This window comes from Methylobacterium terricola, from assembly GCF_006151805.1.
Taxonomy (GTDB): Bacteria; Pseudomonadota; Alphaproteobacteria; order Rhizobiales; family Beijerinckiaceae; genus Methylobacterium; species Methylobacterium terricola.
Map to the genome: position 1 here is coordinate 21,459 of NZ_VDDA01000002.1, position 12,114 is coordinate 33,572.

General features: G+C 72.0%; 11 protein-coding genes. 3 read left to right on the forward strand and 8 right to left on the reverse strand.

Annotation, left to right across the window (positions count from 1 at the left end; genetic code table 11):
• Window positions 1-143: 143 nt before the first annotated feature.
• A complete protein-coding gene (gene pobA, locus FF100_RS04200; RefSeq protein ID WP_139034880.1) occupies window positions 144-1,343 on the forward strand; it encodes a 4-hydroxybenzoate 3-monooxygenase in 1,200 nt (399 codons plus the stop codon).
• 9 nt (window positions 1,344-1,352) lie between these two features.
• Here pobA and FF100_RS04205 read toward each other — a convergent pair whose 3' ends face one another.
• Window positions 1,353-1,796, reverse strand: a complete 444-nt coding sequence (locus FF100_RS04205; protein WP_139034340.1) for a PACE efflux transporter — start codon at window positions 1,794-1,796, stop codon at window positions 1,353-1,355.
• Window positions 1,797-1,896: 100 nt separating this feature from the next.
• Here FF100_RS04205 and FF100_RS04210 point away from each other — a divergent pair, with 100 nt between their 5' ends.
• Complete coding sequence (locus FF100_RS04210; protein ID WP_139034341.1) at window positions 1,897-2,805, forward strand: LysR family transcriptional regulator; 909 nt, start codon at window positions 1,897-1,899, stop codon at window positions 2,803-2,805.
• Between the two features lie 228 nt (window positions 2,806-3,033).
• On the opposite strand, the gene FF100_RS04215 is transcribed toward FF100_RS04210, so the two are convergent.
• The 7 genes from FF100_RS04215 to FF100_RS04245 all read right to left on the reverse strand — a co-directional run bounded on the left by FF100_RS04215 (window position 3,034) and on the right by FF100_RS04245 (window position 10,518).
• A complete protein-coding gene (locus tag FF100_RS04215) occupies window positions 3,034-4,089 on the reverse strand; it encodes a TIGR01620 family protein (RefSeq protein WP_139034342.1) in 1,056 nt (351 codons plus the stop codon).
• Window positions 4,090-4,097: 8 nt separating this feature from the next.
• The gene (locus tag FF100_RS04220; RefSeq protein WP_139034343.1) at window positions 4,098-5,564 is read right to left on the reverse strand and encodes a YcjX family GTP-binding protein; all 1,467 of its coding nucleotides are present in this window, start codon (window positions 5,562-5,564) and stop codon (window positions 4,098-4,100) included.
• A 78-nt stretch (window positions 5,565-5,642) separates the two neighbouring features.
• Complete coding sequence (locus FF100_RS04225) at window positions 5,643-6,842, reverse strand: hypothetical protein (protein WP_139034344.1); 1,200 nt, start codon at window positions 6,840-6,842, stop codon at window positions 5,643-5,645.
• Window positions 6,843-7,190: 348 nt separating this feature from the next.
• Window positions 7,191-7,709 carry a SixA phosphatase family protein gene (locus FF100_RS04230; RefSeq protein WP_139034345.1) on the reverse strand — a complete coding sequence of 173 codons (519 nt, stop codon included), beginning with the start codon at window positions 7,707-7,709 and terminating at the stop codon, window positions 7,191-7,193.
• 4 nt (window positions 7,710-7,713) lie between these two features.
• Window positions 7,714-8,559 carry an AAA family ATPase gene (locus FF100_RS04235; RefSeq protein ID WP_139034346.1) on the reverse strand — a complete coding sequence of 282 codons (846 nt, stop codon included), beginning with the start codon at window positions 8,557-8,559 and terminating at the stop codon, window positions 7,714-7,716.
• Window positions 8,560-8,635: 76 nt separating this feature from the next.
• Window positions 8,636-9,295 carry a hypothetical protein gene (locus FF100_RS04240; protein WP_139034347.1) on the reverse strand — a complete coding sequence of 220 codons (660 nt, stop codon included), beginning with the start codon at window positions 9,293-9,295 and terminating at the stop codon, window positions 8,636-8,638.
• A complete protein-coding gene (locus FF100_RS04245; protein ID WP_246101918.1) occupies window positions 9,292-10,518 on the reverse strand; it encodes an ATPase in 1,227 nt (408 codons plus the stop codon). The genes FF100_RS04240 and FF100_RS04245 overlap by 4 nt, the downstream gene beginning before the upstream one ends.
• 258 nt (window positions 10,519-10,776) lie before the next feature.
• On the opposite strand from FF100_RS04245, the gene FF100_RS04250 reads away from it, so the two are divergent.
• Window positions 10,777-12,081, forward strand: a complete 1,305-nt coding sequence (locus tag FF100_RS04250; protein ID WP_139034349.1) for a cystathionine gamma-synthase family protein — start codon at window positions 10,777-10,779, stop codon at window positions 12,079-12,081.
• Window positions 12,082-12,114 lie beyond the last annotated feature (33 nt).

The following is a 12,114-nucleotide window of genomic DNA, read 5'->3' on the forward strand; positions in this document are numbered from 1 at the left end:
CCGGACGGACGGGACGAACGAACAGTCCAACTTTTTCCGCGCCGCGTCCATCGTCAACCGAGCCGGCGCGGGTCATCGTTTCGGGATCGCGCAGCCTCCGCCGAGACGGGGGCGCCACGGGAGAACACGCCATGCCCAGCCCGATCCGCACGCAGGTCGCCATCATCGGTGCCGGTCCGGCCGGCCTGTTCCTCGCCCACCTGCTGGCCCGCGCCGGGGTGGACGCGGTGGTGCTGGAGCGCCGCACCCGCGACTATGTCGAGGGCCGGGTGCGGGCCGGCGTGCTCGAACAGGGCACCGTCGCCCTGATGGAACGGCTCGGCCTCGACGCGCGGCTCAGGGCCGAGGGCCTGGTCCATACCGGCACCAACCTCGCCTATGACGGCGAGATCTTCCGGATCGACATGGCGGCGCTCACCGGCGGCTCCGCCGTCACGGTCTACGGCCAGCAGGAGGTGATGCGCGACCTGTTCGATGCCGCCGAGTCGCGCGGCGTGCGGATCGTGTTCGAGGCCGAGGACCTGCGGCTCGACGGGCTCACCGGCGACCGTCCGAGCGTCGCCTTCACCCGGAACGGGGTCGCGCAGAGCCTCGCCTGCGATTTCGTCGCGGCCTGCGACGGCTTCCACGGCGTCGGGCGGGCCTCGATCCCGGCCGACGTGCTCAAGGTCTACGAGCGGGTCTATCCGTTCGGCTGGCTCGGCATCCTGGCCGAGGTGCCGCCGGTCAACCACGAGCTGATCTACGCCAACCACGCCCACGGCTTCGCCCTGGCCAGCATGCGCTCCCCCACCCGCAGCCGCTACTACGTCCAGGTCGGCCTCGACGAGCGGATCGAGGATTGGTCGGACGAGCGGTTCTGGGACGAGGTCGAGACGCGCCTGGGGCCGCAGGCCTCCGCCGGGCTGGTGCGCGGGCCCTCCTTCGAGAAGAGCATCGCGCCCCTGCGCAGCTTCGTCGCCGAGCCGATGCGCTACGGCCGCCTGTTCCTCGCCGGCGACGCCGCCCACATCGTGCCGCCGACGGGGGCCAAGGGCATGAACCTCGCGGTCTCCGACGTCGCGATGCTCGCCGAGGCGCTGACCCTGCACTACGCCGAGCGCGATGCGTCGGGCCTCGACGGCTACTCGGCCCGGGCGCTCGCCCGGGTGTGGAAGGCCGAGCGGTTCAGCTGGTGGTTCACCGGCCTCACCCACCGCTTCCCCGACATGGACGCGTTCGCCCGCCGGATGCAGGTGGCGGAGCTGGCCTATATCCGCGGGTCGAAGGCCGCCCAGACGGCGATCGCCGAGAATTACGTCGGGCTGCCGATGGGGTTCGGAGGCGAACCGTCGAACCGGTGACGGATCGCGTCACCGCGACGGTTCCGCCGCGACCTCGCCCCAGTCCTTCAGCGGGAAGGCCCGGTCATAGGCCCAATTGAAGACGAAGGCGTAGGCGACGTAGAACAGGGCGATCGCGATATCCATCACGAAGGCCTGGACGAGGCCGATCCCGAGATACCAGGCGATCGGCGGCAGCAGGATCACCAGCAATCCCGCCTCGAACGTCACCGCGTGCGCCAGCCTGAGGCCCAAGCTCTTGCGCGTATGGCCGACGAGCCGCTGCATCGCGTGGTCGAAGCCGAGATTGTAGACGTAGTTCCACCCCGTCGCCGCGACGGCGCTGCCGATTCCGATCACGCCCATCTCGGCGGCGTGCAGCCCGAACAGCGCCGTCCCGAGCGGGACGATCAGCGCGAGGCCGATGGCCTCGAACAGGAGGGCGTGGCGGATGCGATCGCGTGTGCTGCGCATGGCGGGGCTCTCGATGCGGCTCCGAAAATCCGGTTGGTCCGCGGCGTTCTATCGGCGATGCTGCGGCCGGCAAGTTAGGATGTATCGGGAAATCGGATAGGTGGCCGTCTCGCTCGACCAGCTCCAGGCCTTCGTGGCGGCGGCCGAGGCCGGGTCGTTCTCCGGCGCCGCCCGGACCTTGCGCAAGGCGCAGTCGGCCGTCAGCACGCAGGTGGCGAATCTCGAGGCCGATCTGGGGCTGGAGCTGTTCAGCCGGGCCGGCCGCAACCCGGTCCTCACCCCGGCGGGGGAGCGGCTGCTCCTGGAGGCCCGGGTGGTGCTCGACCGGCGCGAGCACCTGATCGGCGTGGCGCGCAGCCTGGAGCAGCGGGTCGAGAACCGGCTGGTGGTCGCGATCGACGAGCTCTACCCCGAGCACGCGCTCGGCGCCCTCTTCGCCGCGTTCGCCCGGGCCTTCCCGCATGTGGAGCTGGAGCTGCTCTTCCCGCTGATGGAGGATGTCAGCCGCATGGTGCAGTCGGGTGCCGCCGATCTCGGGGTGATGTGGCGCCAGGAGGTGCTGCCGACGGAGCTCGGCTTCCAGACCATCGGCTGGGTCCCGCTCAAGCTCGTCTGCGGCCGCGACCACCCCCTCGCCAAGGCCCGGGTGGAGTGGGAGGAGCTGAAGCGCCACCGCCAGATCCTCGTCGCCGCCCGCAGCGACGGGCCGGAGAAGCGCCGCCTGCGGGTCGCCGCCGAGGTGTGGTGGGTCGAGAGCCACTGGGTGATCTTGGAGATGGTGAAGCACGGGATCGGCTGGGCCTTCGTCACCGATCACGTCATCGCGGCGTCGCTGACGGCGCCGTACCTCGTCACGCCGGATCTGCAGTTCGACCAGGGGGATTGGCCGATCGCGCTGGAGCTGGTCTGGCACAAGCAGCGGCCGTGCGGGCCGGCGGCGGCGTGGCTGCGGGAGCGGTTCGCGGCGGAGCGGGTCGGGGGCTCTGCGGGAGAGGTGCGGGCGGACTGACGGAGCAGCCGGCCTCTCATAAACCTCCCTCTTTCCCGGACGACTGCAACGAAGTGGAAGGAGATCCGGGAACCAGCACACGACGTCGCGAACCGTCCGTGCGTCTGCAACGGTGAAAAATCAGAGCCGCTTCGCGGCGAGTCTTGCGGCTGGATGCCGGATCTCCTTCCGCTGACGCTGCAGTCGTCCGGGAAAGGGCGGATGAAAGATCAGCCTGACGAGACGCGACTATCGCGCTCCGTCCCGCCCCTCCCCATCACCCCCACCCCGCAACAACTCCCCCGCCACATCCCCCAGCCGCGGCGCCGGCTCCCGGGTGAACGGCAGCGGCCGGCACACGGCGACCGCTGCCAGCCCGAACCGCGCCGTCATCAACCCGTTCAGCACGCCCTCCCCCAGCTTCGCCGAGATTCGCGCCGCGACGCCCAGACCCAGCACCGACTGCACCAGGCTGTCGCCGACCGCGACGCTGCCGGTGACCGCGAGATGGGCCAAAGCCGCCCGGGCGAGGCGCAGGAAGCCGAACAGGCCGGGCCGGCCGCCATAGATGGTGGCGATGCGGCGCAGCAGCCGAACGCCTGCGAAGATCACGAAGCCGACATCGACGATCGCCCGCGGGCTCAGCGCCGTCACCGCAGAGACTTGCTTCGCGGTCTCGGCCACCGCCGCCTTGGCGGCGCGGTCGAGGGAGGCCAGCAGCTCGGCCTCGGCGATGCCGATCCGGTCCTCGACGTCGAGGATCTGGTCGTCGAGGGCGGCCAGCCGGGCGCGGGCGGCGCTCGCCGCCGGCCGCTCGGCGTAGAGGGTCGAGAGCTGTCGCACCACCGCCTTGGCGGCGCTGTGGTCGCGGGAGCGGAGCGCGTCGAGGGCGTCCTCGCGCACGTGTTCGATCCGGCGCTCGCGCAGGACGCCTGCCACCTCGCGCCAGACGATAGCGGCCAGCGCCACCACGGCGACGGCCAGCAGCACCAGGGCGACGATCCCGAGCCAGGGCGCGGCGGAGAACAGGTCGGCGATCAGCCGCTCGATCGCGAGGCCGATGCCGAGCGAAGCGAGCCCCCCGAGGGCCGAGAGCAGCAGCGTCGCCCACGGCGCCCGCGAGCGCGGCGCCACCGGAACGGCCACGCCGTCGGCGGCCTCGACGATCTCGAACGGCTCCTCCACCACCCGCACGCCGTCGGCGAGCGCGGTCTCGGTGCCGGGCGGCGGGGGTGTGGCGACCGTCTCCGTGCCGGCGGGCGGCAGGCGGAAGGCGCGGGGCTTCGAAGTCGGAGGATTCGTCATCAGGATCCTCAGGCGAGGCGGTCGCCGATCAGGAAGTGCAGGGCGCGGTCGAGGCGGATCTGCGGCAGGCGGCCGGGGCGGCCGAGCGCGTCGCGGGGCACGGGCGGCGGGCGGAAGCGCGGGAAGCGGAGCGAGCCCGGCGGCACCGCCCCTTCCAGCACGGCTTCGGGCCGCTCGGGCAGCTCGCCGGGGAAGATCGCGGCCTCGGTCTCGCCGTCGAAGGTCTCGCCGTCGATGCTCTCGCCGGCCTCCGGCGTGCCGGCCACCGCCCGGAAGGCCTGCGGCCCGTCATGCACCACCGTCTCGCGGGTCGAGCGCACCGAGGCGAGCGCCTGGGTGCTGACATGGGCGCCCGCGGCCTCGGTGCGCCGCAACGACCGGGCGACGAGGAGGCGCAGCAGCGCGTCGAGCCGGTCGTGGCTGGCATGGTGGAGGTGGTCGGCCTTGGTGGCAGCGAACAGGATCCGGTCGGCCCGGGGTGCGAAGAACCGCGACAACAGGCTGTTGCGCCCGACCCGCAGGCTCATCAGCACCCGGTCGAGGGCTTCCTCCAGCTCGGCGAGGGCCGCCGGCCCGGCATCGACCGCCGCCAGCACGTCGACGAGCACGATCTGCCGGTCGATGCGCTGGAAATGGTCGCGGAAGAACGGCGTCACCACCCGGTGCTTGTAGGCCTCGAAGCGGCGCTGCATCAGGCCGCCCAGGCTGTCGGGGTTGACCGGCCCGTTCAGGAGCAGCGGCGCGAAGGTGAGCGCCGGCGAGCCGGCGAGGTCGCCCGGCATCAGGAAGCGGCCGGGCGGCGTGGTGGCGACCGCCTCGGGGCCGGCCCGCACCGCGGCGAGGTAGGTGGTGAAGGCCTCGCTCGCCCGCTCGGCCACGATCTCGTCGAGGGGCTGGTTCGGATCGAGCGCCCGCAGGGACGCGAACCAGGGCGCCGCCATCGCGGCCCGGCCAGGCCGCTCTCCGGCGATGATCGTCTCGCGCGACCAGCCCTCGTAGGTCTGCTCGATCAGCGCGAGGTCGAGCAGCCACTCGCCCGGGTAATCGACGATGTCGACCATCAGGCTCGCCGGCCCGGTGCGCCAGCCGCTCTTGCGCTCGTAATCGATCTCGAGGCGCAACTGGCTGATCCGGTCGGTCGAGCGCGGCCAGCGCCGCGCGTCGGTCAGCGCCGCGAAATGGTCCTCGTAGGGGAAGCGCGGCACCGCGTCGTCGGGCTGCGGCACCAGGCGGGCCCGGCGCAGGCGGCCTTCCTGCGAGGCGCGGAGCGCCGGCAGCGGGTGGAGGCCGGTGAGCTGGTGCACCAGCGCGGTGGTGAACACCGTCTTGCCCGAGCGGGCGAGGCCGGTGACGCCGAGCCGCACCGTCGGCTGGACCAGGAGGTCGTTCGAGGCCTCCGCGAGCGAGCGCGTCGCCTCGGTGACGGACTTGGCGAGGGAGCCGGCACGCGCGGCGAGGTCGGTCAGGGGCGGCACGCGATACGCTCTCGCTTCCTATCGTTCGGGGAGGTGGCGCGGGGACGGGGCTTCCGCAAGGTCTCGGTGTGCGAAGGGCTACGGTGCGGCCTCGGCCTGCCGTCCGGCCGCCCCGCGCTCGGCCTCGGCCCGGGCGATCGCCGCGGCGACGAGGGCCGGGCTCGCCCGCAAGGCTCCGAGCTCGACCGACGACATCGCCAGCAGGACGGGAGCGAGGCGCTCGGTGGCGTGGCCGTCCGGCGTGAACAGGCCGAGATCGTCGCCGGGCTTGACGCCGACGCTGCCGGCGATGCGGGCGGCGTAGTTCTGGATGCGGATCTCGTCCGAGCCGCAGAGCGGCGCGGGTGGGCGCAGGGCCGGCGGCAGCGACGAGATCGACGCGGCGGCGAGCGTCGGCAGGGCGGCGGCCTCCGCGGCAAGGCGTGTGCCGTCGAGGATCCGACCCGGCTCGATCGCCGCGATCGGGCGCACCGTCTCGCCGATGCCGGTGGCGATGGTGGGGAGCGGGGCCGCCTTCACGGCGCGGACCGGCTGGCGCGGTCGGCCCTGCATCCGGGCCAGCGCCGACCAGGGCTGGACCCGCAGGGCGTTGCCGGCGACGGGGCGCGGCGCCGGGGCGGCGACCGGGCGCGAAGGAGCCCGCGCGACCCGCCGGGGGGCGCCGCCGCGGCCATGGCCGGCGAGGAAGCGCGCCCGCAGGGTGCGGCCGATGCCCTGCGGCGCCAGGGCCGCCAGGGCCGGCGAGGCGGCCCGGGCGGGAGCGGCGGCACGCCCGGGGATGATCGATCGGGCGGCGGCCGGCGCGCCGCACTCGGCCGGCGCCCAGCGGCGGACGATCGCCAGGGCCGAGCGGCGCCCGTACTCGCCGTAATAGCGTCGCAGCAGCGAGACCGCGGCATCCGCCCCCTGCCCGGCGGTGGCGAAGCCGGTATGCCCCTCCTGGTCGCCGCCGATCTCGCCGTCCCAGCGCGCCCGCTTGATGCACCAGTAATTGTTGAGCTTGACGCAGCGCGCGACGAAGGCCGGGTCGTTCGGCGCCGCCCAGGCCGCCCAGGCCAGCGAGAGCGGCAGGAGCCCGTCGCGGGTCTCGGCTCGCCAGTTCGACACCGCCCGCGCCTCGGGGCGGTAGACCGGCATCTCGCGCGCCGGTGCCGCGAGGGTCGAGAGTGCGGAGAGCCCGTCACTGAGGCGCGTGGCGCCGTCCCTGACCAGGGCGGCGCCCGCATCGGTCGCGGGTCCGGCCGCGAGGCTCAAGGCGAGGAAGGCGGTGAGGATCACGACGGCCAGAATGCGTTGATGCGGCTAAGGCTGTCTCAAGTGATGGACCGGTCACTCCGTTCCACCGTGGGAGGCGCGGGTTTCTCCTCTCCCCGCGGGCGGGGAGAGGGCTGCGTTCCCGTTCAGGGAATGCAGCGAGCGCAGGCGCAGCCGGAGCGAGGGTGAGGGGGTCTCAACGAGCGAGACTCTTCCGGAGAAACCCCCTCACCCTCGCCCTGCGGGCTTGCTGATCCCCTTGAACGGGGGATCAGCCCTCTCCCCGCCCGCGGGGAGAGGAGGATATCCGCGCCTCATCGATTCCCCGACAGCCCGGCCTCGATCACCAGGGCAGCTTCCCCGCCCCTTTGCCTACTCGTCCTCGCCGTGCCCGAGGCTCTTCGGCGTCACGAACCGCTCGACCGTACCCTCCCCGGCCTCGACCTCGGCCCAGGATTCCACGGCGAAGTCGATCACCGTGATCGCCGCGGTCGGGTACTTCCTGGTCAGCGCCCGCCGCGCCTCGCCGGGTCGGCCGAGCAGCCGGGCGAGGTCCTGGAAGCCCGGATTGTGCCCGATCATCAGGGCCGTGGCGGCCTCGTCGGGAATCGCCTTCACCACGTCGAGGAGGCGCGAGACCGGCGCCTCGTAGATCTGCGGCACGGTCTCGTCCGGCACCGCCCCGAGGGCGGGCCGCACGAGCTCCCAGGTCTCCTGCGTGCGCCGGGCCGGCGAGACCAGCACCCGGTCGGGGATCAGCCCCTCCGCCGCCAGGTAGGCGGCCATCTTGGGCGCCGCTTCCTGGCCGCGGGGCGCGAGCGGCCGGTCGACGTCCGACGTGCCGTCGGGCCAGTCGGACTTGGCGTGGCGGAGCAGGATCAGGCGGCGCATCGCTCTAGCGTCCCTCGCGGCGGCTCAGGAAGGCGAGCTTCTCGAACAGCCCGACATCCTGCTCGTTCTTCAGGAGCGCCCCGTGCAGCGGCGGGATCAGCTTGCGGGGATCGCGCTCGCGCAATTGCTCCGGCCCGATCTCCTCGGCCATCAGGAGCTTGAGCCAGTCGAGGAGTTCCGAGGTCGAGGGCTTCTTCTTCAGCCCCGGCGCCTCGCGCACCTCGAAGAAGATCCGCAGGGCCTCCTCGACCAAGCGCTGCTTGATGCCCGGATAATGCACGTCGACGATCGCCTTGAGCGTGTCGGCATCGGGAAACTTGATGTAGTGGAAGAAGCAGCGGCGCAGGAAGGCGTCCGGCAGTTCCTTCTCGTTGTTCGAGGTGATGATGACGATCGGCCGCCGCGCGGCCCGCACGGTCTCGCCGGTCTCGTAGACGTGGAATTCCATCCGGTCGAGTTCGAGCAGCAGGTCGTTCGGGAACTCGATATCGGCCTTGTCGATCTCGTCGATCAGCAGCACCGGCCGCTCGGGGGCGGTGAAGGCCTCCCACAGCTTGCCGCGGCGGATGTAGTTGGCGATGTCCGACACCCGCGGGTCGCCGAGCTGCGAATCGCGCAGGCGCGAGACCGCGTCGTACTCGTAGAGGCCCTGCTGCGCCTTGGTGGTCGACTTGATGTGCCAGGTCAGCAGCGGGGCGCCCAAGCCCCGGGCGATCTCCTCCGCCAGCACGGTCTTGCCGGTGCCCGGCTCGCCCTTGACCAGGAGCGGCCGCTCCAGGGTGATGGCGGCGTTGACCGCGATGGTGAGGTCGCCGGTGGCGACGTAGTTCTCGGTTCCGGTGAAGCGCATCGGGCTCGCGTCGCATTCCGTGGGGCGTTGACCCGAACCTAGGCGGCGGAGGCGGCGCTGGCGAGCCCCGCCCTCCTCACAGCTTCGACGGATCGAACCACACGCAGCTGCGGGCGATGACGGAAAAGTTCACCTCCGAGCGGGCCGGCTGCGGCAGCAATTCGCCGTCGATCGCCACGGTGGTCTGGTTCGAGGTGGCGCCGTCGCCGAAGGTCTGGGGCCGGGTCACGTAGCAATACTGCTTCTCGGGCTTCTGCTCGTCGCCCTTGAAGTTCCAGCCGGTGACGATCGAGCCGTCGAGATACGGCACGGTCTTGAACACCGTGAAGCTCGTGCGCACGGCGGCCGCGGCGCTCGCGGGCGCCTCGGTCTTGCCCTGGTTGCCGGTGAGCGCCGACACGTCGGGACGCCCTTTCGCCGCCGGGACCCCGCCCTCGATCTTGAGGGTGTTGTCGGTCAGCCGGACCTCGCCGCTCGTCTTGAGCGTCGTGGTCTCGAGGGCCTGGGTCAGCGCCTTGGCCAGCTTGTCCGAGGCGTTGCCGACCTCGTTCATCGTCGCGTAGCCGTAGAAGGCGGCGCCGAGGCCCGCGCCGGCCAGCCCCAGGAACGCCCCGAGGCCGATCGCCCGGAACAGGAAGGCGCGGGCGTTGGAGATCCGGGCCTCGGCCCGCAATCGGCCGTTGACGTGCTGGGCGAGGGCGACGTTCTCCGGCGTGCCCGGTGCGTGGTAGCTCACGGTCTCGGTCTCTCGATGCGGTCATCGTCGCGCGTCGGGGGCGCCGGGGGCGTGCCGGCCTGCGGCACGGTCGGCGAACGGCGCTGGTCGAGGGGGATCGCGGCGCCGGACGCCACCGCCTCCCGTACCGCCCTCTCCGCGTCGTTCATCATGGTCCGGCTCTCGGCGATCTGGTTGAGGAGCAGCGGCATGCCCTCGGCCTGCATCACCGTGTCGAGGTCGTCCTCGTCGCGGTAGGTCCGGCGCACCTGCACGGCGCAGAGCGCGAGCAGCGTCGAGGCGAAGGCAGCGCAGAGGGCCGGCGCGAAGACGAAGATGCGCAGGAAGGCGTGGACCTGCTGGTCGGTGACGTCGACCGGGTCGGCGCCGTAGACCATCGCGGTGAAGGAATGGAGCTGCGAGCGCCGCACGGCGTCGCGGTAGGCGCCCTCGGCTTCCGTCACCCGCCGGTCGGCGGCGGCGCGGTCGAGCTGGGCCCGGGCGGCGCGGGCCTCGGCCAGGTTCCTGGCCACCACCGCGCGCTCGTCGCCCGCACTCTTCAGGCTGCCCGCGATGGTGGCGGTGCGCGGATCGGTGACGCAGCGCAGGTAGTTGTAGCGCTTGCCGCGGCTGTTGGTGCCCGACAGGCGCTCGCAGCGCTGGCCCGGCAGGCCGGCGAGCTGGGACGAGGCCTCGGTGGCGCGCTTCTCGAGCGACGCGGCCTCGGCCGCGTACTGCGCCACCCGGGCATCGGCCTGGGCGATGCGGTTGTCGATCGTGCCGCGGTCGGCTTCCGCCTCCTTCAGGGTGGTGCGGGCCTTCGAGGCCTCGGCGAGGCGGGGATGGAACATCATCTCGCCGAGCTGCGACACCGACTTGGTGGTGACGCCCGCCGCCATCACGATGCCGATCACCGCGAGGCTCTTGATCAGCCAGTCGCGCTGGACCCGGATCAGGATGCCGAGCGGCACCCGGCACAGCTCGATCGCCGCGTAGACGATCGGCGCCAGCAGCATGAACCAGAAGCTCTGGTCGTGCTTGTCGGCATAGGTCTCGGCGAAGAACCACGCCCCGGCGAGCGAGGTGCAGATCACCAGCGCCTCGACCAGATACGCGATGGCGACGTAGCCCCAGCGGATGCGGTAACCCTTGCGGATCGCCCGGTCCTGCTTCCAGGCATCGGTCTCGTCGGTCCAGGCGCGCCTCTCGCGCACCACCACCCGATCGGGAGGCTGTCGGCTCATCACCACTCCTCGCACCACTCCTCGCCTGGCCGCCCGGGGTCGCGGCCGCGTACACGGAATTTCAATCCTTCGCCGTAAGCGGGTTTTGCGCCGAAAATGCGCCCTGGGCGAGCCGGGCGTGCCGCGGCGCAGCGTCCGGGCGGCGGTTTACGCACCGCAAAACGCTGTGGCCCGCGCTAGAACTGGGTTGCGGCGCGGTCGTCGCGCCGAAACCCGACGCCGCCGAGGCGGCGTCCCCAGACTGGAGCGAGGCCCCGCATGTCGGACGACCGCTACCACAAGGACAGACTCGGCAACCGCCGGCTGAACCCCGAGACCCTGATGCTCGGCTACGGCTACGACCCCGCCCTGTCGGAGGGGGCGGTGAAGCCGCCGGTCTTCCTGACCTCGACCTTCGTGTTCACCTCGGCCGAGCACGGCAAGGCGTTCTTCGACTACGTCTCGGGACGGCGCGAGCCGCCGGCCGGCGAGGCGGCGGGGCTGGTCTATTCCCGCTTCAACCATCCCAACAGCGAGATCGTCGAGGACCGCCTGGCGGTGTTCGAGGAGGCGGAAGCCGCGCTGCTGTTCTCGTCGGGCATGTCGGCGATCGCCACCGTGATCCTGGCCCATGCGCGGCCCGGCGACGTGGTGCTCCATTCCCAGCCGCTCTACGGCGGCACCGAGACGCTGATCGCCAAGACCCTGGCGGGGTTCGGGATCGGCGCCGTCGGCTTCCAGGACGGCACCGACGAGGCGAGCATCACGGCGGCGGCCGAGGCCGCGGAGGCGCTGGCGAAAGAGGGCGGCGGCCGGGTGAGCGTCGTGATGGTCGAGACGCCCTCGAACCCGTTGAACACGCTCGTCGATCTCGGGCTGGTGCGCCAGGCCTCCGACCGGATCGGCGCCCGCCAGGGTGGGCAGGCTCCCGTGGTGGTCTGCGACAACACCCTGCTCGGCCCCCTCTTCCAGCACCCGTTGCGCTTTGGCGCCGACATCTCGGTCTACTCGCTGACGAAGTATGTCGGCGGCCATTCCGACCTCATCGCCGGGGCGGCACTGGGCTCTGCGGCCCGGATGAAGCCGGTGCGGCTCCTGCGCTCGGCGATCGGCACCCAGCTCGACCCGCATTCGTGCTGGATGCTCGGGCGTTCCCTCGAAACCCTGACCCTCAGGATGGAGAAGGCCAACCGCAACGGCGAGATCATCGCCGACCTCCTGCGGGCCCACCCGACGGTGACGCGTCTCCACCATCTCGGCCATCTCGCACCCGGCTCCGGCGCGGCGCGGGTCTACGCCGCGCAATGCGCCGCCCCGGGCTCGACCTTCTCCTTCGACGTCGCCGGCGGTGAGGCGGAGGCGTTCCGGGTGCTCAACGCGCTCCAGCTGTTCAAGCTCGCGGTGAGCCTAGGGGGCACCGAATCGCTCGCGAGCCACCCGGCCTCGACCACCCATTCGGGCGTGCCGAAAGAGGTGCGCGACCGCCTCGGCATCACCGACGCGACGATCCGGGTCTCGATCGGCATCGAGCATCCGGAGGATCTGGCGGCGGATCTGGAGGCGGCGCTCGCGACCTTGGGGTGAAAAGCGGCGGCGGCGGTCCGTTTTGGCTTGCCC

Bases quoted from the DNA above. Each gene is read 5' to 3' on its own strand.
- FF100_RS04205 (WP_139034340.1), bottom strand. From the start codon at position 1,796: ATGCGCAGCACACGCGATCGCATCCGCCACGCCCTCCTGTTCGAGGCC.
- FF100_RS04215 (WP_139034342.1), bottom strand. From the start codon at position 4,089: ATGACGAATCCTCCGACTTCGAAGCCCCGCGCCTTCCGCCTGCCGCCC.
- FF100_RS04230 (WP_139034345.1), bottom strand. From the start codon at position 7,709: ATGCGCCGCCTGATCCTGCTCCGCCACGCCAAGTCCGACTGGCCCGAC.
- FF100_RS04235 (WP_139034346.1), bottom strand. From the start codon at position 8,559: ATGCGCTTCACCGGAACCGAGAACTACGTCGCCACCGGCGACCTCACC.
- FF100_RS04245 (WP_246101918.1), bottom strand. From the start codon at position 10,518: ATGAGCCGACAGCCTCCCGATCGGGTGGTGGTGCGCGAGAGGCGCGCC.
- FF100_RS04250 (WP_139034349.1), top strand. From the start codon at position 10,777: ATGTCGGACGACCGCTACCACAAGGACAGACTCGGCAACCGCCGGCTG.